This window comes from Corynebacterium sp. 2571A (assembly GCF_055700935.1).
Genome location: NZ_JASTTE010000001.1, coordinates 659,823 through 682,306, shown reverse-complemented (window position 1 = coordinate 682,306; position 22,484 = coordinate 659,823). Strand labels below are relative to the sequence as shown.

The window sequence follows — 22,484 nt, the reverse complement described above, 5'->3', positions numbered from 1 at the left end:
TCGACGCGAAACCCTTTATCATGGCCGCTATGAAGACTAGTGAAGAACTCTCGGAGAACCTGCAGGTCCTCTTTAACTCCATGGACGCCACGCGCGCCGAGCGCGAAGAGCTCTACACCTGGTTCCACCAGCACCCGGAGCTGTCCATGCAGGAAGAGCGCACGGCCGCGCGGGTCGAAGAAGAGCTGCGTGCCTACGGCTGCGAGGTTATAAGCCTCGCCGGCACGGGCCGGGTGGGCATTGTGCGCAACGGCGACGGCCCGACGGTGCTGTTCCGGGCTGATATGGACGCCCTACCCATCGCGGAGGACTCCGGCCTCGAGTACGCGGTCGCCAAGGAGCGCGGGCTCATGCACGCCTGCGGGCACGACTTCCACACCGCCTGCCTGCTGGGGGCTACCCGCGCCTATGCCGAACACCCCGAAGCCTGGTCGGGCACGCTCATCGCCTTGTTCCAGCCCGGGGAGGAGGCCGGCGGCGGCGCGCAGAAGATGGTCGACGACGGGCTGGCAGAAAAGATCCCGCACCCGGACGTGGCCCTGGCCCAGCACGTCGGCCCGTTCGCCCCGGATTACGCGATGACCACCCGCCCCGGCGCGCTCATGGCGGAGGCCACAAACTGGAAAATCACCGTCTACGGCCGCGGCGGGCACGGCTCCCAGCCGCACCTGAGCACCGACGCGGTGGTGCTCGCCGCCAATATCATCACGCGCCTGCAGACCGTCATCGCCCGCGAATTCGATCCACAGCAGATGGGGATCTTAACCGTCGGCTCGGTCCACGCCGGCGCGTCGTCGAATTCCATCGCCGACTCGGCCCAGCTGGGCATCAACACGCGCGCGATGTCGCCGGAGGCCACCGAGCAGATCGTCGCGGCTCTAAAGCGAATAGTCCGCGCCGAGTGCCTGGCCGCGCAGTCCCCGCGCGAGCCCGAGTTCGAGCTGCTGGACGCGGTCCCGCCCGTGCACAACGACGAGGCCACCACCGCGCGGGTGGTGGATTCTTTCACCGAGCTCTTCGGCGCCGACGCCGTCTACGGCAACATGGCGCCGTTGACCGGCTCGGAAGACTTCCCCATCATCCCGCACGCGCTGTCCGTGCCCTACTGCTACTGGGGCTGGGGCGGCTTCCCAGATACGGAAGGAGCCCCCGCCAACCACTCCCCGGCGTTCAACCCGGCGCTGCAGCCAACCCTGGATACCGGCACGCGCTACGCCATCGCCGGCATCGGTATCTGGCTCGCCCAGGCGCGGGACTAGCGCGGGACTAGCCCGGCGCTTACTGGCGCCTAGCGCAGGCGGCGGGCGCCGGCGCCGGGCTCAGCGAGCAGGAAGGACGGCTCCGGGAAGCCGGCATCGGCAGCCGCCGCGGCGATGGCGTGGGCGGTCGCGTCCACCTCGTCGCGCGGGATGAGCGCGATCACCGCGCCGCCGAAGCCGCCGCCGGTCATGCGCGCGCCCACCTCGCCGGCCGCGCTAAAGGCCTGGTCGAGCTCCTTGGTGGTGACCTCGTACTGATCACGCAGGCTCACGTGGGAATCGCGCATAAGCGCCCGGAAGGTGTCGAAGTCACCGTCCTGCAGGGCGCGGGCGGCTTCCAGGGTGCGCTGCGTTTCGTCGACCACGTGCGCCACGCGGCGGGCCACGAGATCCGGGTCGGCGCTGGTCCCAGCCGCGTTGTCGGCGGCCCAGGCGCGGGCGGCGGCCACAGCATCGCCCGTGGCGGCCTGGATGTCGCGGATCGTTCCGTTCTCACCGGGTGCGAGCGCACGCTGCACGTCGTCGATGAGCCCGCGGCGGGAGGCGTACTGCCCGTCGCTCAAAGTGTGCGGGGCGTTCGTGTCCGCGATAAGCAGCACCAGGTCGCGCGCCTTGATGTCGAAGGGAACGCGCTCCACCGCGCCGGTGGAAAAGTCCAGAACCAGGGCCTTGCCGCGGGTGCACAGCAGGCTCGCGTTCTGGTCCAGCCCGCCGGTGGACGCACCCACCACCTCGTTTTCGGCGCGGATGCAGGCCAGTGCCAGCTCCTTGCGCGCCGCGTCGTCGGGCTGGCGGCCCGCGGCCAGCTCGTAGGCCGCCACGGCCACGGAGCACTCCAGCGCCGCGGAGCTGGACAGGCCCGAGCCCACCGGGACGTCGGAGACGACCGCGATGTCCAGGCCCGCGCACTCGGCAATCGCGCCGGATCCCAGCCCCGCCCAGACGGTGCCGGCGATGTAGCCGGCCCAGCTCGCCGGGTTGCCGGGGCCGACCTGCGCCAGCGGGATCGCACACCGCGTCGGTTCGGCCTTCCCCGGCTGCGCGGAGACCATGCGCAGCTGCCCGTCGGTCCGGGGCGCCACCGCCACGGCGGTGTTGTGCTCCAGCGCGAACGGGATGGAGGCCCCGCCGGCGTAGTCGATGTGCTCGCCGATGAGGTTGACCCGGCCCGGTGCGGCCCACACCCCGGCCGGCGGGGCGGAAAACTCCGCGGCGAAGAGGGCCTGGGCGGCATCGGCCAGCGCGGCGTCGCTGCGGCGCGGCAGCCAGTTGAGCTTAGTCACGCGGCCAGACCTCCTGGAAGCGGGCGGCGATGGCCTCTGGCGTGGTGTCGTTGATCCACACGCCCTGCGCGGATTCGGAGCCCGCCAAAAACTTCATGCGGTTCGGCGAGCGCATGAGCGAGAACAGCTGCAGGTGCATACGCACGGTGCCGCAGGCGGCCGGGTCCACCGGCGCCAGGTTCCAGCCGGCGATGTAGGGGGTCCGCTCGACGCCCTCGAAGAACTCATCCACCGCGGTATACAGCTTCTTGAGCAACGCGGCCAGGTCGTCGCGCTGGGCGTCGCCCAAATCCCGGAAGTCCCGGGCCGGGGTGTTGGGCATGACCATCGCCTCGACCGGCCACTTGGCCGCGGCCGGGACGAAGGCGGTGAAGTGCTCGGTCTCCGCGATGATCCGGGTGCCGGCGGCGCGCTCGCGCTCTAGCACGTCGGCGAAGAGATCCCCGCCGGTTTGATTTCGGTACTCTCGCGAGCGGTTGACCATCGCCTTCAGCCGGGGCGAGAGGAACGGGTAGGAATAGATCTGTCCGTGCGGGTGCTGGAGGGTCACGCCGATTTCCTCCCCGCGGTTTTCGAACGGGAAGACCTGCTGGACCCCCTCGATGGCGGCCAGCGCCTCCGTCCGGTGGGCCCAGGCCTCGATGACGGTGCGGATGCGGCCCACCGGCAGGTCCTTGAAGGAGGTGTGCGCGTCCTCGGTGAAGCAGACCACCTCGCAGCGCGCGTGGGCCGGCCGGCGCGGGACCAGGCCCATCGCGTCCACGTCGTACTCAAAATCCGGGCCGGCCTCCGCCGCCAGGGAGAAGGACGGGAAGCGGTTTTCAAAGACCACGACGTCGTAGGTCGGCGACGGGATCTCCGTGGGCAGGCCGCCCGGGCGCGACGGCGCCAGCGGGTTCTCGTTGGCCGGCGGCATGAACGTGCGGCTCATGCGGTGGGCGGCGAAGGCGACCCAGTCCCCGGTCAACGGGTCCCGGCGCATCTCCGAGGTGGGCTGCACCTGCGGCAAGTCGCGCGGGTCGGTCAACACGCGCTCGCCTGCGGCGTGCGGGCGGTCATCGAAATAGAAGATGTCCCGGCCGTCTGCCAGCTGGGCTTGCGTGACTGAAACATGTGCTTCGGACATGCGTCGTTCTCCTGACGTTTCCTAAATAAAATGCTGCCGCCGGCGGGAGGCTATCGCCCCGCCGGGATCAGTATCTAGTGCTTCGGGTGAGGTTCTGCTTCCACGGCGGATTCCGCCGCGGCTGCGTCGCTTACCACGATAGGCCGCAGCTTCGCCCAGGCGGCAAAGACCACGGCGGTGGCAAGCAGCGCGAGCCCGGTCCACAGGTTGTCCGTGGCGGCCTTGAGCGCCCCGGTTTCCGGATCGATGCCCGGGTCGAGGAAGAAGTAGCAGCCGATGAGCACCACGCCGTAGATTCCGAGCAGGGCCGCGATCACGTTGCGCAGGTCGAAGGCGCCGGTCGGCGAGGTGGAGTCAGGTTTCTGGCTCACGGGTGAAGAAGTCATGATGAGTTACTCCCCTTCCCTTTCTAGGCGAAGATGACGTTGAGGACGATGACGAGGACCAGGCAGATGATCCCCAGCGGCACGGTGCGCTGGTACCACGGCAGGGACGCCTCCGTGTAGTCCTCGAAGTGGCCCTTGGGCGTGACGGAGCTGACGAAGCCGACCAGCTCGTGGTCCGGCTTCGGGGTGGTAAACAGGGTGACCACCACGGAGACAATGATATCGGTGGCAAAGGCGATACCGGCGGCGACGAAGGCGGTGCCCTGGCCGGGCAGGTTGAACAGCGTGGCGGTGGCGTCGGTGAAGTTGGCGGCGTACCAGTAGCCGATGGCCGCCAGCGTGCCGGCGGTCAGGCCGGACCAGCCGGCGTGCGGGGTCATCCGCTTCCAGAACATGCCCAGGATGAACGTGGCAAACAGCGGCGCGTTGAAGAAGCCGAAGAGTGTTTGCAGGTAGTCCATGATGTTGCCGAAGTTGCGCGCCAGCAGCGCGGTGAACATCGCGATGACGGTCGCGCCCACGGTGGCCCAGCGGCCGAACCGCAGGTAGTAATCGTCCGAGCGATCCTTGACCACGTAGGTCTGCCAGATGTCGTAGGAGATGACGGTGTTGAACGCGGAGATATTCGCGGCCATGCCCGCCATGAACGAGGCCAGCAGGCCGGCGATAGCCACGCCCAGCAGGCCGTTGGGCAGCAGGTCGCGCATGAGCAGCAGGATGGCGTCGTTCGGCTCGGCGGTGCCTTCTACCAGGTCGGCGACCAGCACGGAGGCGACCATGCCGGGGATGACCACCAGGAAGGGGATGAACATCTTCGGGAAGGCGCCGATAATCGGCGTCTTGCGGGCCGCGGAGATGGAGTCCGAGGCCATGGCGCGCTGGACCTCGACGAAGTTGGTGGTCCAGTAGCCGAACGAGAGCACGAAGCCCAGGCCCAGCACGATGCCGACCACGGACCAGAACGGCGAGTCGAAGCCGGAGATGTCCGTGCCCGGCCAGGTGTGGAAGTGGGATTCCTGCGCCACGGCATCCTTGAGCCCCTGCCAGCCGCCCACGCGGTTCAGGCCGATGATGGTCAGCGGCGCCAGGGTGGCGACGATGACGAAGAACTGCAGGACCTCGTTGTAGATCGCGGCGGACAGCCCGCCCAGGGAGATATACGACAGCACGATGATGCCGGCGATCACCAGCGCCAACCACTGCGGCCAGCCCAGCAGGGCCTCCACGATGGTGGCCAGCAGGAAGAGGTTCACGCCGGCGATGAGCAGCTGCGCGAGCGCAAAGGAGATGGCGTTGACCAGGTGCGCACCACTGCCGAAGCGCTTGCGCATGAACTCCGGCACGGAGCGGACCTTGGAGCCGTAGTAGAAGGGCATCATGACGATGCCCAGGAAGATCATCGCCGGGACCGCGCCAATCCAGAAGTAGTGCATGGTCTGGAAGCCGTATTCCACGCCGTTGGCGGACATGCCGATGATTTCCACCGCGCCCAGGTTCGCGGAGACGAACGCGAGGCCGGTCACCCACGCGGGCAGGCCGCGCCCGGAGAGGAAGAAGTCGATTGAGGAGGACACGCGGGCCTTGGCGGCCCAGCCGATGCCCAGCACGAACGCGAAGTAGACGGCCACCAAGAGGTAGTCGACCCACGAGGCGTCGAGCCGTAGTGCTTGCTGCACACTATCCATAGTGTTGCCTTTCTGTCTGTTAAAAAGCGCTGATACGCAGCGCGAAGCTCGCCGGGGCGCCCGGTCGCAGCGTGGTGATATCGCACCCGCTGGCCAGCGCGTTCGGCGGCGCGCTCATGGGTTCTACCGCCAGCGCCCGGCGCGGCGGTCCGCTGGGGTCGCCACCGGTGCGGTAATCCGTGAAGTCAGGCGCCGTATAGACCTGGGCCCAGCGCATTGCGGGCTGGCTCCCCGACCCGGGGTCGAGCTGCACGCCGTGGCCGTCGGGGCGGGTCAGGCGCGCTACCGGGTGCGCGCCGCGGAAGCAGTGGTCGAGCCACACCTTCCCGGACTCATCCCGGCAGGTACCCGGCGCGCCCGCGGCGGCCAGCGGCACGCCGCTAGCGATGCCGGGGAGTACCTCCTCGGCCGGCCGCAGCTGCCCGCAGGGCAAGTTGCGGCTACCCAGCGGGAGGTTGTCTTCAACCGCCAGCTGGAGGCGGCAGTCATCAATAGCGTCACCGCCGGCCGAAAGGTAGGTGTGTACGCCCAGTGCGAAGGGCGCGGGGCAACCGTCGGTCTCCGCCAGGTATTCGGCAGCAAGGCCGTCCGCGCCCAGCCGGTAGGTAGCGGTCAGCCGAATCTGCCACGGCCAGCCGGGCCGCGGACCGATGTCCGTGCGCAGCTGGACCGCCGCATCCTCGTCCGCATCCCCGTCCTCGACCCACACGCATTCCCAGAGGCGCTCGTGCACGAAGCCGTGGATGGCGTTGTTGCGCTCCGGCTCGGTAATAGGCAGCTGGTACTGCTGGCCTGCCCAGCCAAAGCGGCCGTCTTCGGTGCGGTTCGGCCAGGGCGCTAGCACCACCCCGCACGCGGCGGGCGCGTCTGCGCCGTCCGGGTAGGTTTCCACCAGATCGCGGCCGTTGTAGGTCAGCGCCTTGATGCCGCCGCCTACTCCTGCGATCTCCGCGCGGTAGTCACCGGCGGCGAGCGCGTATACCGGGTGATTGCCAGTAGCCGAGTCCGACATGTACCTCACCTTGGCCTTTTCGGGCCTAGCCTTTAGGGAACACGCGCCTTTCCCGCACGTGCTGCGCGATTTTTTATACGCGCCACTTACTTACGCTATAACTGGGCGGAATATCCACGCAAACGATTGCAATGTGATTTGGGATTCCTTACCCCCAGCGGACTACCCTGCCCGACCCGGGCTTAGCGCACCAGCGCGGTCGCCATCGTGTGCAGGGCGGCCGTCGCCTTTTCCTGCACGGCCGGGTCATTTGCCTGCTCGGCCGCGCGCAGGATCGCCGCGTTGAGCAGGGAGAACTCTAGCTCGGATACGCCCGGGCACAGCTGGTCCACAACCTCGTTGAATCCGGCGTGGGAGGCCTTAACCTTCTCGTCCGTAAAGGCCTCGGGGAAGCTTTGGACCGCGACCATCAAGGGCCCGTGCGAGCCGTGGACGAACAGATCCAGCGCGGCGTCCACGTAGGCGCAGATGCGCTGCGCCGGGTCCGCCGGGACCGACTGCAAGTTCTCGGCGAGCTGCTGGTTCCAGGTCTCGGTGGCTTGCACGAGCAACTGGACCAGCAGGTCGTGTTGTGAAGAGACGTAGCGGTAGATGCTGGAGCGCGCCAGGCCTACCGCGGCAGCGACCTCGCCGAGCGAGGGCATCTTCCCGTGCCCGTCCACGATGAGGCGCTCAGCGGCCTCGAGCAGCGCGCGGTGCTGGACGGCGCGGTGCTGGGAGACGGTCTCTTCCGTGATTTTCGGCATGGCTAAGAGTCTAGATGCTCTTTAATCCATCAGGCTCAAGCGCCCGTCCACCATCTCGTAGACGCGGTCGCAGTGGCCCAGGACCTCGTGGTCGTGGGTGACCATGACACCGGCGACGTTGAATTCGTGGCACTCCCGGGCCAGCAGCGCCACGATGTCCTGGGAGCGGTTCCTATCCAGGGCGGCGGTGGGCTCGTCGACCAGGAGGACCTCCGGGTCCCCGACGAGCGCGCGGGCGATGCCGACGCGCTGGCGCTCGCCGCCGGAGAGCTTCGCCGGGCGGTACTGGGCCCGCTGGGTCATGCCGACCTTGTCGAGCAGCTCCGCGCCGGTGTGCCGCCCCCACTTCCCGGCCACCCGCGCCGCCAGCTCGAGCTGCTGCTGCGCGGTCAGCGCGGACGGCAGGCTGCCGGAGGACTGGAAGACGAACCCGATATGGTCGCGGCGGATGCGGGCCAGGGCGGCGTCGTCGCAGTCGGAGATCTTTTCCCCGGCGACAACCACGCGCCCGCTATCCGGGGTGGTCAGCGCGCCGGCCACGGCCAGCAGGGTGGATTTCCCGGAGCCCGATGGGCCCACCACCGCGACGAATTCCCCGGGCGCGACGCTCATGCTCACCCGGTCGAGCGCAGTGACTTGCGAGTCGCCGTCGCTGTAGCTCACGGTGACGTCGGTTAATTCCAGTGCGGGGCTCATCGATTCTCTCCTAGGGCTGCGAGCGGGTTGGTTCGGGTAACGCGCACGACCGCGACGATCGCGCCGATTAGGCCGGCGATAAAGAGCAGCGCTCCCCCGCCGAGGACAGAGCCCAGCTCCGTGGCGTACGGCATGGCGGTCTGCTCCAGCAGGGTGCCGAGCCCCACCGCGATGAGCAGGCCCACCACGATGGATACGGCCAGGATCACCACGGCCTGACCCAGGCTGTCGCGCAGCAGGAAGCCCCGGGTCGCGCCCATCGCCCGCAGGGTGGCGATATTCCCGGCGCGCTGGATAGTCCAGACCAGGAAGAAGGCGCCGGTGACAAGCGCTGCGATGACGTAGAGGAACCACGTAATCATGGTCAGGGTCATGGTCTCTGCGGCATAGCCCGGCGAGGAATCAAAACTATCCTCCAAGGTCCGCACGTCGAGCCCGGACTGCTCGGACAGCGCCGCGGTATCCGGCTTGTCCTGGGTGCGGGCCGCGATGATGGAGGCTTCTTCATAAGCCTCGGGGGCTACCGCTTCCCCGTGGCGGGCCCCGGCGTGGACCTCCTGCCAGACATCAATAGGTAGGTAGGCAATATCCACGTGACCGAAGGTCCGCTGCTCGTCGGTGAACCCGACGACCTGCAGCGGGATCTCCAGGCGGTCAATGGTAATCGTGTCGCCGATAGCGATGCCCTCTTCCGCCAGCGTGGAGGACACCACCACCTCGTGCTTCGTCGCGGTCGGGGCGCCAGCCTCTGGCTTCCCGCTGAGCTCCGGCAGGCCCTCCGGGGCTAGGAAGGAGTCCGGCTCCACGCCGAACAGCGTCAGGTCAACCGCCTTACCGTCCTGGTTGTGAGCGTTGACGATGGCCAGGCCCAACGGGGCCGCCTCCGTCACGCCGTCGATGCCGGCCATCGCGTCTGCCTCAGCCTTGTCAACGACCGAGCGCGTAAACGCCGAATCCGTCTGCGTCCCGTCGGCGAAAGCGATGACGTCACTGTCCATCGCCTTCAGCCCGGATACACCATCATTGACCAGCCCCGCCGTCAGGCCGGAGATAATCACGACGAGCATCGACATGAGCGCCAAGACAACGCCCATCAAAAGAAAACGTGTGCGCGCGAAAAGCATTTCGCGCCAAGCTAGATACATGGTTCAACTTCCTGAGTAGTCGACAACAACCAGCGGCTTCGCCGCTCCCCAGGAATGTTAGCAACACAGTGTTTCCATCATGGCGACAGGGTGTCGCCTAACGCAGGGAGATCAAAAAAGACCCCCTCCGGAGAGGGGGCCTTCGAAGAAGTTGGTAGCGGGGGCAGGATTCGAACCTACGACCTCTGGGTTATGAGCCCAGCGAGCTACCGAGCTGCTCCACCCCGCGTCGAGATGACTTCTAACATCTGCGCTTTCCACAGTGGGTTTTTATCGTGTCCTCTCTGTGTCGGCGACTCTTGTAACTATACAGACAGTAAGGCGCCCACCCAAATCCCCAGCGCACCCGGCATATCGTCCGGGGTGCGGGGACCGGGTGGGCGCGGTCGCTTCGAACCTCGTTACTGGTTCTCGGCGTCCTGGTAGCGCTCGACGGCCTCGTCTAGCTTGTCGAGGGCCCGGCCGTACTCCTCGTGGGAGCCGCCGCGGGCGTCCTCAATGCCCTTGAGGGCGTCATTGATGCCGGAGATGGCATCGCCAGCAGCGCTATCCGCCGGGGCGCTGGCCGGGTCGGAGGTAGAAGCCTCCTGACCCTTGTCGTCGCCGGAGCTATCCGCGTCCGACTTGTCGCCCGAGCCGCCACGGCCATCGACTTCCTCGATGTCCTGGGCGGCCTCCGGGTCGATGCCGACCTGCTCCAGGGCCTCACTAATCGTCGGGGCGTAGCCCACGCGGCCCTTGTAGGAAATCAGCACGCGCAACAGCTTCGGGAACGCGGATTCCTGATCGGCGCGCTTGGAGTAGATCGGCTCCAGGTAGAGGATCTCTCCCCCGCCGACCGGCAGGGCCAGCAGGTTGCCGTTTTCCAGCTCGTTGGTGCCCTCCCACAGGGAGCGGTCGCGGGCGACCTGGTCAGAGGACATCATCGCGTCCTGGGCCTGCTTTGGGCCCTGGGTCTGCGTGTCCGTCGGCAGCACGCGCACGGTGATCTTGCCGTAGTTCTGCGGGTCGGAGGTCGCCGTCATGTGCGCCGAGAGGAACTGGCGGCGCAGACCACGGTAGGTGGTGGTCAACTGGAAGCTGGCTTCCTCGGACTGCGGATCGCGGGCCATCACGTAGTACGGCGGCTGATCCTTGGCCTGGGCACCCTCCGCCGCGGACGGGTCTTCCGGCACGGACCAGAAGGCGTCGTTGTTGAAGAACACGCCCGGGTCATCGACGTGGTAGCGGGCCAGCATGTCGCGCTGGACCTTGAACATGTCCTCCGGGTAGCGGAAGTGCTCGCGCAGCTCGTCGGAGATCTCCGACTCCGGCTTCACGACGTCTGGGAAGACACCCTCCCAGGCCTTCAGGACCGGGTCCTCGGTGTCGAACTCGTAGAGGTCCACGGTGCCGTCGTAGGCATCCACCACGGCCTTGACCGAGTTGCGGATGTAGCCGACCTGGTCGTTGATGAGACGCTGGGTGGTCCCGTCCGGGTTCAGCGCGTCCTGGGTGGTCTCCGACAGGGTGGTGCGCTGTGAGTACGGCAGGGCCTCCAGCGTGGTGTAGCCGTCCACAATCCACTTGATCTTGCCGTCGATAACGGCCGGGTAGGTCGAGGAATCCGTGGTCAGCCACGGCGCGACCTTCTCCACGCGCTCGCGCGGGTCGCGGTCGTAGAGGATCTTCGACTCGGAGCCCACGCGGTCGGACAGCAGGAAGTTCAGCTCGCGGTACTTCGCCGCGTAGATGGTGCGGTCGACGATGTTGCCAATGTCGACGCCGCCCTGGCCGTCGTAGGTGAAGGTGCTGGAGTCCGTGTCGTACTCTACGGAGCGATCGCCGGTCTGGCCGACGATGGCGTAGTCCAGGCCGTCGTTCGCAGAAGCGATGACCGGGCCGTAGTAGACGCGCGGCTGCTGGACGTTGATGCCCAGCTCCTCCTCGGCGTCGCGGACCTCGCCCTCGCGGTCTTCCTCGGCCTCCTGGGTATCCAGCTCGGAGACCGTGAAGACCGGGAAGCCGCCGCGGGAGGAGCCGGCGTCGCGGGCGACCTCATCGACCTTGTTGGCCTCGGCCGCGATGAAGCCGTTGCCGTGGGTGTAGACCGTGTGGCGGTTCAGCCAGTCCTGCTGGTTTTCCTGCAGGGCGTTCGGGTCCAGCTCACGGGCGGCGACCACGAAGTCGCGCAGCTGCCCGTCCACCTCGTAGCGGTCCATCGCCAGGGTCTCCGGGAAGCCGTAGAAGTTCTTCAGCTGCTGCATCTGGGTGAAGGTCTCACTCAGGATGTCCGGATCCAAAAGACGCAGGTTGTTGATGGTCTCCTCGTCCTTGGCCACCTTGGCGTCCGGGACCTCCTCGGCGCCCCAGTTTTCGACGTAGTCAACATCATCATCCGTAATCCCGTAGGCAAAGCGCGTGGACGCGATGTTGCGCTCGATGGATTCGGCTTCCTTCATCTGCCGGTTCGGCTGGACGGAGAACTGCTCCATCAGCAGCGGCCAGCCGTTGCCAATGACCAGGGAGGACACCAGCATCAGCACCACGGCTAGGCCGGGGATGCGCAGGTCCTTGATCACCACGGCGGCGAAGAAGGCGATAGCGACGAAGACGCCGATGACCATGAGGATGATCTTCGCCGGCAGGTAGGCGTTGATATCGGTGTAGGAGGCACCGGTAAACAGCTCGTTGGTATTGGTCAGCAGGTCGTAACGGTCCAGCCAGTAGCCGGCGACCTGCAGCAGCATCCAGATGCCGGCGGTCACGGCCAGCTGGACACGGGCCGGCTTGGAGACCTGGCCCTTCACGCCCGCGGCCTGGTTGCCGAAGCGGATGCCGCCCAGCACGTAGTGGCCGATGAGAGCGATCAGGAAGGCCACCACGGCGAGCACGCTCAGCGAGCTGACCACCAGGCGGACGACCGGCAGGGTGAAGGCGTAGAAGCCCAGGTCGTGGTGGAACTGGGGATCCTGTACGCCGAAGTCATTGCCGTTGAAGAACAACAGCACGATCCGCCAGGAGCCCTGGAGGATGAAGCCCGCGGCCAAGCCGATCAGGATGGGCAGGAACTTCAGGACCGTGTTCATGGTCTTTTCGATCGACTGCCGGTACTGGTAGACCGGGGAATTCAGGTCCCCCATGTCCGCGTCCAGGCTGTCGGGCCTGCCCCGCCAGACGAAGTGGGCTGCCAGGGCCACCACCAGGCCGGAAAAGACCGCCGCGACCAGGAAGAGGACGACGCGGGCGATGATGGCCGTGGTGAAGACGCCGCGGTAGTCAATCGCGCCGAACCACTTCCAGTCCGTGTAGAGCCCGACGAAAATCGGGCCCACGATGACGAGGATCGCAATGATGCCCACGATCCAGCCCAGCACGCGCGGCGGGCGCTTCATAGGGGCAGCGGGTTGGGATAGGTTTGAAACCAACGCCAGCTCCAATCAATTATCGTGCGAATATAGAAAGTTATAGGCTTCCAGTTTAAGCAAGCACTAAAGTGACAACGAATAAGGATGTTCATGAGTTCCCCCAGCAATTCCCAGCCAGCTCTTAACAAAGCCATGCGGGAGGCCGTCGAGTTTGTCCACGCCGAAGGGTGGGACGCCGCCCCTACCCTTTTCGCCCTCGTGCCCACGGATTTAGTGGCCGCGCAGCTCGACGACTTGGGCGCTCACGACGACGCCCCGCTGACGCTCATCGTGCAAGATAACCTTCCCGAAAACTTGGAGCCAGGTTCCGAGGAGCTGGCCGACTACGTCTCCCGGCTGGCGTGGCCGCACGACGTGGAAGGCGTGGTCCTGGCCCAGGAGATCAAGTTCCGAGACGCCGCCGCGGGGGCAGGCGCCCCGGCCCGCCCGGCGCGGCTGTATTCCGGCGTGCTGCGCGAGGAGGGCGTGGAGCTGACCCTGCTGCAGCTGCGCCCCACCGAGGAGGAGCTGGAAGCCGCCGGCCCCTTCGCCCAAGACGATATCCAGCTGCGCGGCGGCCCCGACGTGGCGCCGGGGGTGCTCGCGGCCCTGCGCTATGGCTTGGAGCAGGAACCGGATGAGGTAGTTTAAGCTGTAGGAAACGGGGCTACGGTTTGTCCAGCCCCGCTTGGTCCCCTATCGCGATGTTCTTTGAGGAGATTGATCCCGTGCGTCTTGCCAACCGTTTCCGCCGGGCGAGCCTGGCCGCCGCTACCGGACTGTGCGCGCTGAGCCTGGCCGCCTGTGGCCAGTCAGAAGAGGAGCCCCAGCCGGATCCCGCCCCGGCCGCCAGCGAAACGGACAAGGCCCCGGAGACCGAGACCTCCGAAGCTAAGGAGTCCACCGAGTCTTCGGCTCCGGCCACCAGCTCCGCGGAATCCGCTTCGGAGTCCGCCGCCGATGAGTCTGAGCCGGCCGATAGTTCGGCCGCCAAGTCCTCGCAGGCCGCCGGCGACGAAAAGCTGGAGGAGTCCGTCGCCCAGGTCTACGAGATCTTCTCCAGCCTGGCGCCGCGCTCCCTGTTCGCCCAGTTCGATAGCTGCGACGGCGTGGGCATGCGCGACTCCTACAACTGCACCGGCGCCGAGATCGGCTCCATCCAGTTCTACAAGTCCTCCTCCCAGGCCGCCCAGGCCACCCAGGTGCTCACCGGCCTGCGCAACGGGCACGTGGTCAAGGACGAGGGCGACATCCTGGTCGGCTGGTCCACCCTGGGCACCGACACCATCCTGTCCGTCGTGGACAACGACAAGGGTCTGGTCATGAAGCAGCTGGCCCCCTCCGACGTGGAAGAGCCCGAGGAGCTCCTCGAGGAGATGGGCGTCCTCTAAACCTCCCGCCACCAGGCCGCGCGCACCCTCCGGCGTGCCTCAGCCCTGGGCCGCGGCCCACGCCCGCGCAGGTTGTGCGGGTTTTTACTGCGCCGGGCAGGTTTTCACGTCGCGCCCGGCGTCGAAGTCATCCATGGCCGCGATGGCATCATCCAGCGTGTCGACGCTGGCGATGACCATGTCGCCGTGGTCGCGGCTGGTGGCCTCCGCGCAGTTCGCGGAAGGAGCCAGGAACAGCTCGGCGCCGGCCTCTTCGGCCGCGTCCACCTTGTGCACGATCCCGCCGATGGGCCCGACCTTCGCGTCCGGGCCGATGGTGCCGGTGCCGGCCACGAAGTGCCCGCCGGTCAGGTCCCCGGGCGAGAGCTTGTCGATGACGGCGAGGCTGAACATCATGCCGGCCGACGGGCCGCCGATATCCTGCAGGTTGTAGTTGACCTTGATGTCCTCCGCCGGCTGGGTGGTCATCAAGATGCCTAGCAGGGGCACGTCCTCGTCGTGCGGCGAAGCGGCCAGCGTTACCTTCTCCTCGCGTTCCTTGCCGTCGCGCTCGACGGTCAAGGTGACTTCGTCGCCCGGCGCGTGGGACTGGATGCGCTTTTGCAGCTCCTGCGGCTCCCCGACTGCATCCCCGTCCAGCGCCTTGATCACGTCCTCGCGCTCCAGGGCGCCCTGGGCCGCGGAGTCCTCGGTCAGATCGGCGACGACGATTTCTACCGGTTTGTCCAGGTAGTCCATGGCCGCAATCGTGGCGGCGGACTCGGAGTCGGTGAACGCCTGCTTGTTAGCCTCTTCCATCTGCTCCGGCGACATATTCTTCGGGATGACCGTCTCGATGGGCACGATGGTGTCGTCGCTGGTCAGCCAGCGGCCCAGCATCTGCACCAGGCTCATCTGCGTGCGCACCGAGACGGTGGTCATGTTCAGGTGCCCGGCCGGATTATCGGTGTTCGGGGCGTCGACCTCGACGACGGGCTTGCCGTCGACCTCGTCCAGGGTGTTCACGGTCGGCCCGGGGCCCTCGGCGGCATAAGGCACCGCGAGGTTGATATCGGTTCCGGGGATTTCGGTGACACTGACCGCGGCGCCGAGCAGGACCACTGGGATTGCGCCCCACACGAGCGTGCGCCGGCGGCGCGAGGATGAAGAGGTCATGGCCACACAGCCTACCGTGTTCGCTATCAGCGTTTAAGTTGGCATGGTGGCGGCCTGAGCCCGGACGGTAGATTGGGGACTATGACTAACGGATTCGGCTTTTCTTTCCCCAATAATGATGACGACGACGATAACAACGATCGCCGCGACCAGAACCCGTTTGGCGCCTTCGGATTTAGCGGAGCCGGGGGCGGCGGATTAGGCGATATGCTCAACCAGTTCGGGCAGATGCTGTCCGGCATGGGCTCGTCTATGAACTCGCCGGAAAACTCCGGCCCGGTTAATTACACCATGGCCGAGCGCATCGCCCGCCAGCAGATTTCCAGCGACAAGCCCGTCGGTGACAAGGACACCCAGGCCGTCGAGCAGTCCCTGCGCCTGGCCGAGCTGTGGCTGGATGATTCCACGGACCTGCCGACCGCTAGCTCCACCGTGGCGGCGTGGAATTCCACCGAGTGGTTAGAAAACACCCTGCCGATGTGGAAGCGCATGGTCACTCCCGTGGCCGAGCACATGAACGAGGCGCAATTAGAGTCCATGCCGGAAGAGGCCCGGGAGATGATGGGCCCGCTGTCGCAGATGATGAACCAAATGTCGGGCATGAACTTCGGCATGCAGCTCGGCCGCGCGCTGGGCGACCTGGCCCAGCAGGCGCTGACCGGCTCGGATTTCGGCCTGCCCGTCGCCCCGTCCGGGGTGACCGCCATGCTGCCGCACAACATCCAGCACATCGCGCGCGACCTGGACATCCCGGCCCAGGAGGTCATGGTCTACATCGCGGCCCGGGAGGCCGCCCGCCAGCGCCTGTTCACCCACGTGCCGTGGCTGGTCGAACGCCTGGTTTCCTCCGTGGAGGAATACGCCCTGGGACTGGTCATTGACACCTCCCACATCGAGGAGGCCACCCGCGAGCTCAACCTGGAGTCCGGCGATCCGCAGGCCATCCAGGACGCGATGAGCAAGCTGCAGGGCATGGACCTGTCCCCGCGCATTTCCTCGCGCAACGCCGCGGCCGTCTCCCGCTTGGAGACGCTGCTGGCCCTGGTCGAGGGCTGGGTCGAGCACGTCGTCACCGAGGCCATGCAGGACCGCATCCCGTCGACCTCGGCGATGAACGAGGCCTGGGCCCGCCGGCGCACCTCCGGCGGCTCCGCCGAGAAGGCGTTTTCCCGCGTGGTCGGCATCGAGCTGGCCGCCCCGAAGGTCCGGGAGGCCGCCGAGCTGTGGCGCCGCTCCACCGTGGCCGTGGGCGTGACCAAGCGCGACGGCGCCTGGGAGCACCCCGACCTGCTGCCCACCGCTGAGCAGCTGGACAACCCGGCCTCCTTCATCGACGCCCTGCTGGACGACGCCCCGAGCGACGACTTCGACGCCGAGTTCGCCAAGCTGGAAGAGATGCTGCGCAACGAGGACACCAAGGACGAGTCCGCCGACGCCGAGTCCGCTGAGGGCAAGTCCGACACCGAAAACGGTGATAACGAGGACAAGGGCGAAGACAAGGGCGAGGACGACGCCCCGAAGGACGACTAAGCCGGGGTAGGCCACCCGGCCTGACCCGCGGTGGCTCTTAGCTTTCGTTTGTTTCCCCAGCCCCGCCGCCGAAGCGCTGATAGGCCTCCAAATAGCCTTGCGCGCGCTCGGCGTGCGGGGCTTTGTTGGCCCACATCCAGAACGCTTCCCCGTGGTTGGGGATGAAGGTGTGCACCAGCTCGTGGATGATGACCGAGTCCAGCACGTATTCCGGCACCCGCTGCAGCCGGTGGGAGATCCGAATGGCGCCCGTGGTCAGGGTGCAGCTGCCCCAGCGGGTGTTCTGGTTGCTCACCCAGCGGATAGAGCCGACCTGGGCCTGGCCGTACAGGTAGGTCTGGTTGAGGTACTCGGCGCGCTCGGCCAGCTTGTCGTCGCTGGCGTGCAGGGAGGCTTCCTTCTTAGCCAGCTGCCGGCGCATATCCGCCACGGCCTGGTCCTCCTGGGCCTGCGACATCCAGGCCGGGACCCGGACTTGGAGGACGCCGCCTACCACCCGGGCCTCGACGGTGCGCTTGCGCCGGGCCGAGCGGATAACCCGCACCGGCATGGTGGCGGCTGACTCCCCCGGCTGCTGTGGTCTCGACATGACAGCCCATCCTAGCTGTGTTCCAATGAGGACACGCGCTCAAGGCCCATGCCGCCGGGGGCGCTACGCAAAGGGGTGAAGAGACGCCATCACGGCGAGGGGGACAATCCGCAGGTGGATAACGAAGACACGACTAACGCCAGGTCTGATGAGGGCACGGCCTTTGTCGCCGAGCCGGAGGACACAGACCCGCCGGCCGGAGCGGCTGAGAGCTTCCGCTTCGCGCCCGGGGTGGGGTTTTATGCGCGGGATGCGGGCACGCTGCAGTTCGGGCTGGATGCCACCCGCGCCGGCCTGATTGGCACCGGCCAACCCCTGCGCCTGGCCCGGGCGCTGGCTAACCTCCCGGATCCCTTCACGCGCGCCGACTGGGAGGACCTGGCCGGTCTGCCGCCGAGTGCCTCCCGCAGCCTGCTGGACGACCTGCTCAAATACGGCATCGTGTGTACCCAGGGGCTCGGCCCGGCGGTGGTGGTACTCGGCCGCACGCGGCTGGCCGGGTTGGTCACGGAGACGCTGCGCGCGCACGGGTGCCGGGTGCGCAACCCCTTCGACCGGGAGACGATGAGCTCCTACCTGGCGCACACCGCCCCGCACACCCCCATCGTGCTCGTCGACGAGCTGGCCGAGGCCCTCTACTGGGCGCCCCTGCTGGCCCGGTACCGCGCCAAGGCCTTTACCTGGCTGCCGGTCAGCGCCATCGACTCCCGCGGGATCATCGGGCCGCTGCACTACCGCGGCGAAGGACCCTGCCCGCTGTGCTTCGACCTGGTGCGCAGCGACATGGACCCGTCCTGGCCCACCGTCATCGCCCAGTACGGGCAGCACACCAAGGCCCACGACTTCGCTGTCTACCACGCCATCGCCGCGCACACGCTGGTGGCAGTCGGCGCGGTCACCGGCACCCCTACCCCGCCGGGGGTTCCCGCCGCCCGGGCCGTGCCCGGAGCGCTCATCGACTTGGACGTCTACGGGCAGACCACGCACCGCATCCTCGAACCGCACCCGCACTGCCCCGCCTGCTTCTAGTGTTCCCTGCTAGCTCGCGAGCAGTGCTTTGCCCGCGGGCAGTGCTACTTAGCCCGCCACGTGGCTAGAGACCAGGCTCAAGATTTCCGCGCCGAATTTTTCCATCTTGCTCGGCCCCACGCCGGAGACGCTGAGCAGCGCGGCTTCGTCCGTGGGCAGTTGCTCCGCGATGGCCAGCAGCGTGGCGTCGGAGAAAATCACGTACGCCGGCACCTGGGCCTCGGCCGCGACGTCCTTGCGCCAGGCCCGCAGGCGGGCAAAGAGCTCCTCGTCGACATCGGAGGCGCAGAACTCGTGGCGGCCCAGCGACTTCTCCGCCGGGGTGGCCAGCGGGCGCCCGCACACGCGGCAGGACGAGCGGCGCCGGGACCTCCGCGACGGCGCGTTGGCGGTCTGGTCCTGGACTATTCCGTCCAAAAAGCGGGTGCGCTCCCGGCTGGCGCGGGCGCCGGTGGTCTTCGCGCGCGCCCAGGAGCACAGCAGGTGTTCGCGGGCGCGGGTAATCCCGACGTAGAACACGCGGCGCTCTTCCTCGATGTCCTCGGCGTTGCCGGATTTGATGGCGTGGTTGAGTGGCAACAGCTTTTCGCTCAAGCCCACCAGGAAGACCGCGTCCCACTCCAGGCCCTTGGCGGCGTGGAAGGTGGCCAGGGTAACGCCCTCCATGACCGGGTTCTGCTTGTTGCGGGCGCGCTCCTGCAGCTGGGCGACCACGCCGGGCAGGTCGATGCCCGGGCGGTTGTCCACCAGCTGCCGGATGAGGTCCACCAAGGCGCTCAAGGACTGCCAGCGCTCCCGGGCCTGGGCGCCGTCGGGCTCGCGCTCGGAAAGCCCCAGCGGCGCGAAGGCGGCCTTTGCCACGGCCACCGGGTCGGCCGGCAGGTCGTCGCGGCGGGTCGCGCGCACCAGCTCGCGCACGCCCTCACGGATTTCGGCGCGGTTGAAAAATCCCTCCCCGCCGCGGACCTGGTAGACCACCCCGGCATCCGCCAGCGCCTGCTCGAAGGGCTCCGACTGGGAGTTGATGCGGTAGAGCACCGCGATCTCCTTGGCGGGCACGCCGTCGTTGAGCAGGCTTAAGATCTTGCCGGCGACCTCCTGGGCCTCGGTCTCCTCCGACTCGTAGTCCTGGAACTGCGGCTCCGGGCCGGGCTCGCGCATGCCCTGTAGCTCCAGGCGGGTGCCCGCGGCCCTCCCACTGGCCTGGCCAATGACCCGGTTAGCCAGGTCGGTAACCTGCGGCGTCGAGCGGTAGTCGCGCTGCAGCTTGACCACGGTGGCGTTCGGGTACTTGCGCGAGAAGTTCAGCAGGTTGTCCGGGCTCGCGCCGGTAAAGGAATAAATGGTCTGGTTGGCGTCGCCAACCACCGTGAGATCGTCGCGCTCGCCCAGCCAGGCGTCCAGCACGCGCTGTTGCAGCGGGGTGACGTCCTGGTACTCGTCCACCACGAAGCTGCGGTACTGCGAGCGGAACTCCTCCGCCACCGCCGGGACGTTTTCCAGCGCCCCGGCCACGTGCAGCAGCAGGTCCTCAAAGTCCAGCAGGACGCCGTCCGGGCGGGTCTTGAGGTCCTCGTAGGCCTGGTAGACCGCCGCGACCTTGTCCGGGCTCACCGGGGCCTTGCGGCCCAGCTTGGCGATGTTTTCGGCGTACGTGCCCGGGGTGAGGAGGCAAGACTTGGCCCACTTGATCTCTTCTTTGAGATCCCCCACGGTCTCCTTGGTGTTTTCCACGCCCGCCCGGTTGACGGCCCGCCCGACCAGGGAGAACTGCTTGTCCACCATGGCCCAGGGCAGGTCCCCGGCCACCTGTGGCCAGAAGTATTTCAGCTGCCGGCGGGCCGCGGAGTGGAAGGTACGCGCCTGCACGCCGCCGACGCCCATGGACTCGAGCCGGTCGCGCATCTCCCCGGCGGCCTTGGTGGTAAAAGACACCGCCAGCACGCGCTGCGGGCTGACGAAGCCCTGTTCCACCAGGTGCGCGATCCGGTAGGTGATGGTGCGGGTCTTGCCGGTGCCGGCGCCGGCCAGGATGCACACCGGCCCGCGCGGGGCGGTGGCCGCGACCCGCTGGTCCTCGTCCAGCTGGCTGAGGTCGAGACTGAACTTAGCGTCTGGTGCCACGGGCGTACCACTCCATCATCATCGTGTGTGCAATAGAACCTGGCGCGGCCAGCGGCAACGACGGCAACTGGTCCCGCCCGACCCAGCGGATTTCGGCCAGCTCCCCGTCGGTCGCAGCCGCCGGGTCTGGGTCCGGGTGCGCGGCGGTGGCGCTAAAGCCCACCATCAGTGAGCCGCTGGCCGGCCACGGCTGGGATCCCCAATAGGTTATCTTATGCACCCGACGGCCGGTCTCCTCCCACACCTCCCTTTCGAAGGCGTGTTCTAGGCTCTCGCCGACGTCGACGTAGCCGGCGATAAGCGAGAAATACCCCGGGCGCAGCCGGTTGCGGGCGAGAAGGATCTCCTCCTTTAACGGGTGATGGACCATCCCGATGACCGCCGGATCCAGGCGCGGGTAGACCGTCTGCGTGTCCTCACCCGGCGCGCGCCCGGCGATTCCCCCGGCGCCGAATTCCAGCTCCTGCCCGCTGCGCGGGTGGAAGCGGAACTCGCGGCGGTAGCGCAGCAGACCAATCGCGCGCAGCGCCCACTGAATATCCCGGCGGATTTCTTGGTCGACCTCTGGGTTGCGGGCCAGGGCGGCGAGCTCGCGCGGGCCCAGCCAGCCCGCTGCCCCGGGGATGGTCTCTACCCCGGCCGGCGGCGCGGGCTGCGCGTAGACCAGCGGGCTATAGGAAACCGTGACGGTAACGTCCGCGGCCGCCGGCGGGGCATCGTTTACCACCGGCAGCCCGTCGCCGCTGGCGGGGACCTGCCCGCGCGCGGAGACGTAGATAAGCACTAGTCGTTATCCTCCGTGACCTCGGCGGGTTCTTCCGTGTCGTGCTTGATGTAGAGAAGGCGGTCGCCGGGCCGCAGGGCGTTCGCGTCGGCGGTGTCCACGCGGTGGATCTCGTTGTCGCGCAGCACGGCCAGCACGATGTCCATGATGTGGCGCGGGTTGGAGCCGACCTCGTATTCGCGCACGGGTCGCTCGGCCACGGAAAAGCCCTCGTTCGGGGAGAGCAGGTCCTCCATCATGGACACCACCGTCGGGGTGACGGTGGCCAGCCCCAGCAGGCGGCCGGCGGTCTCGGCGGAGGTGACCACGGAATCCGCGCCGGACTGGCGCAGCAGGTGGCGGTTTTCGGACTCGCGCACCGAGGCCACGATCTTGGCGTGCGGGGACAGCTCCCGCACCGAGAGGGTGCACAGCACGGCGGTGTCATCCGTGGACGGGGTGACCACCACGGACTTGGCGTGTTCCACGCCCGCGATTTTCAGAACGTCCTGGCGGGTGCCGTTGCCGTAGATGGTGACCAGCCCGTGGTGCTCCGCGTGGGAGAGCGCCGCGCGGTTGGTGTCGATGACCACGATGTGGGAGGCCGGGACATCGTCGGCCAGCAGGGCCGCGACGGCCCCGGCACCTTTAGTGCCGTAGCCGATGACGACGGTGTGGTTATGCAACTTTTTCCTCCAACGCTGGATTTCGTAGGTCTTTCGAGTCTTTTCTGTCAGCACCGACAGGGTCGCGCCGACCAACAAGACCAGGAAGATCAGGCGGGCCGGGGTAATGAGAACGAGGTTTAAGAAGCGGGACTCCGGGCTGACCGGCACGATATCGCCGTAACCCACGGTGGTCAGCGACACGGCCGAATAATACGCCGCGTCCAGCAGCGACATGTTCTCCTCGCTGTAACCGTCCCGGTCGAGGTAGACCACCAGGGTCACAAAGACCACGATAACCAGCGCGAGGACAATGCGCCGCATCAGCTGCTTCCACGGGTTGGTCTCATCCTTGCGGGGCACGCGGATGATGTCGATGAGGCCGTGCGCCGGCAGCGCGGACAACTCGTGTCCGGGGTGGAACCGCTGGGTGATACGCCGCTTGAAGCGGCGCGCGGGAGTCGGCATGAGCTCGACGGCCTCCTTCGTGTGTCAAACCGGTGCGCGGGCGGGG

19 protein-coding genes and 1 tRNA gene are annotated in these 22,484 nt (G+C 67.4%); 5 read left to right on the top strand and 15 right to left on the bottom strand.

What is annotated here, in order from left to right; translation table 11 throughout:
• Positions 1–29 precede the first annotated feature (29 nt).
• A complete protein-coding gene (locus QQS53_RS03205) occupies positions 30–1,259 on the top strand; it encodes an amidohydrolase (RefSeq protein WP_472774474.1) in 1,230 nt (409 codons plus the stop codon).
• A gap of 29 nt (positions 1,260–1,288) precedes the next feature.
• On the opposite strand, the gene galK is transcribed toward QQS53_RS03205, so the two are convergent.
• From galK to QQS53_RS03155, 10 genes are all read right to left on the bottom strand, one after another.
• Positions 1,289–2,542 carry a galactokinase gene (galK, locus tag QQS53_RS03200; protein WP_472774473.1) on the bottom strand — a complete coding sequence of 418 codons (1,254 nt, stop codon included), beginning with the start codon at positions 2,540–2,542 and terminating at the stop codon, positions 1,289–1,291.
• Positions 2,535–3,668 carry a galactose-1-phosphate uridylyltransferase gene (gene galT, locus QQS53_RS03195; protein WP_472774472.1) on the bottom strand — a complete coding sequence of 378 codons (1,134 nt, stop codon included), beginning with the start codon at positions 3,666–3,668 and terminating at the stop codon, positions 2,535–2,537. Before galT ends, galK begins: the two co-directional genes overlap by 8 nt.
• 74 nt (positions 3,669–3,742) lie before the next feature.
• Positions 3,743–4,054: a hypothetical protein gene (locus tag QQS53_RS03190; RefSeq protein WP_448872226.1), complete on the bottom strand. Its 312-nt coding sequence runs from the start codon at positions 4,052–4,054 to the stop codon at positions 3,743–3,745.
• A gap of 23 nt (positions 4,055–4,077) precedes the next feature.
• Complete coding sequence (locus QQS53_RS03185) at positions 4,078–5,730, bottom strand: sodium:solute symporter family protein (RefSeq protein WP_472774518.1); 1,653 nt, start codon at positions 5,728–5,730, stop codon at positions 4,078–4,080.
• 28 nt (positions 5,731–5,758) lie between these two features.
• A complete protein-coding gene (locus QQS53_RS03180; protein ID WP_472774471.1) occupies positions 5,759–6,751 on the bottom strand; it encodes an aldose epimerase family protein in 993 nt (330 codons plus the stop codon).
• A gap of 182 nt (positions 6,752–6,933) precedes the next feature.
• Positions 6,934–7,497 (bottom strand): TetR/AcrR family transcriptional regulator, encoded by a 564-nt coding sequence (locus QQS53_RS03175; RefSeq protein ID WP_472774470.1) that lies wholly within the window; start codon positions 7,495–7,497, stop codon positions 6,934–6,936.
• A gap of 21 nt (positions 7,498–7,518) precedes the next feature.
• Positions 7,519–8,193, bottom strand: a complete 675-nt coding sequence (locus tag QQS53_RS03170) for an ABC transporter ATP-binding protein (RefSeq protein ID WP_472774469.1) — start codon at positions 8,191–8,193, stop codon at positions 7,519–7,521.
• Positions 8,190–9,338, bottom strand: a complete 1,149-nt coding sequence (locus QQS53_RS03165) for an ABC transporter permease (RefSeq protein ID WP_472774468.1) — start codon at positions 9,336–9,338, stop codon at positions 8,190–8,192. Before QQS53_RS03165 ends, QQS53_RS03170 begins: the two co-directional genes overlap by 4 nt.
• A gap of 152 nt (positions 9,339–9,490) precedes the next feature.
• Positions 9,491–9,567: transfer RNA gene (locus tag QQS53_RS03160), tRNA-Met, on the bottom strand.
• Positions 9,568–9,739: 172 nt separating this feature from the next.
• Positions 9,740–12,712, bottom strand: coding sequence for a UPF0182 family protein (locus tag QQS53_RS03155; protein WP_472774467.1), 2,973 nt, complete (start codon positions 12,710–12,712; stop codon positions 9,740–9,742).
• A 123-nt stretch (positions 12,713–12,835) separates the two neighbouring features.
• Between QQS53_RS03155 and QQS53_RS03150 the strand changes: the two genes are divergently transcribed.
• Positions 12,836–13,375, top strand: coding sequence for a PPA1309 family protein (locus QQS53_RS03150; RefSeq protein ID WP_472774466.1), 540 nt, complete (start codon positions 12,836–12,838; stop codon positions 13,373–13,375).
• Positions 13,376–13,452: 77 nt separating this feature from the next.
• Complete coding sequence (locus tag QQS53_RS03145) at positions 13,453–14,115, top strand: beta-N-acetylglucosaminidase (protein WP_472774465.1); 663 nt, start codon at positions 13,453–13,455, stop codon at positions 14,113–14,115.
• Between the two features lie 84 nt (positions 14,116–14,199).
• Here the strand turns inward: QQS53_RS03145 and QQS53_RS03140 are convergent, their stop codons facing one another.
• Complete coding sequence (locus QQS53_RS03140; protein WP_472774464.1) at positions 14,200–15,270, bottom strand: YlbL family protein; 1,071 nt, start codon at positions 15,268–15,270, stop codon at positions 14,200–14,202.
• An 81-nt stretch (positions 15,271–15,351) separates the two neighbouring features.
• Between QQS53_RS03140 and QQS53_RS03135 the strand changes: the two genes are divergently transcribed.
• On the top strand, positions 15,352–16,800 hold the full coding sequence (locus QQS53_RS03135; RefSeq protein WP_472774463.1) for a zinc-dependent metalloprotease: 1,449 nt from the start codon (positions 15,352–15,354) through the stop codon (positions 16,798–16,800).
• A 37-nt stretch (positions 16,801–16,837) separates the two neighbouring features.
• On the opposite strand, the gene QQS53_RS03130 is transcribed toward QQS53_RS03135, so the two are convergent.
• Positions 16,838–17,389 (bottom strand): M48 metallopeptidase family protein, encoded by a 552-nt coding sequence (locus QQS53_RS03130; RefSeq protein WP_472774462.1) that lies wholly within the window; start codon positions 17,387–17,389, stop codon positions 16,838–16,840.
• A 114-nt stretch (positions 17,390–17,503) separates the two neighbouring features.
• Here QQS53_RS03130 and QQS53_RS03125 point away from each other — a divergent pair, with 114 nt between their 5' ends.
• On the top strand, positions 17,504–18,418 hold the full coding sequence (locus QQS53_RS03125) for a hypothetical protein (protein ID WP_472774461.1): 915 nt from the start codon (positions 17,504–17,506) through the stop codon (positions 18,416–18,418).
• 48 nt (positions 18,419–18,466) lie between these two features.
• On the opposite strand, the gene QQS53_RS03120 is transcribed toward QQS53_RS03125, so the two are convergent.
• Genes QQS53_RS03120 through QQS53_RS03110 form a run of 3 tightly spaced genes read right to left on the bottom strand, consistent with a single transcriptional unit; the run spans position 18,467 to position 22,438 of the window.
• Positions 18,467–20,542, bottom strand: a complete 2,076-nt coding sequence (locus QQS53_RS03120) for an ATP-dependent helicase (RefSeq protein ID WP_472774460.1) — start codon at positions 20,540–20,542, stop codon at positions 18,467–18,469.
• Positions 20,526–21,326, bottom strand: a complete 801-nt coding sequence (locus QQS53_RS03115; RefSeq protein WP_472774459.1) for an NAD(+) diphosphatase — start codon at positions 21,324–21,326, stop codon at positions 20,526–20,528. Before QQS53_RS03115 ends, QQS53_RS03120 begins: the two co-directional genes overlap by 17 nt.
• Positions 21,326–22,438 (bottom strand): potassium channel family protein, encoded by a 1,113-nt coding sequence (locus QQS53_RS03110; RefSeq protein ID WP_472774458.1) that lies wholly within the window; start codon positions 22,436–22,438, stop codon positions 21,326–21,328. The genes QQS53_RS03115 and QQS53_RS03110 overlap by 1 nt, the downstream gene beginning before the upstream one ends.
• Positions 22,439–22,484: the final 46 nt, after the last annotated feature.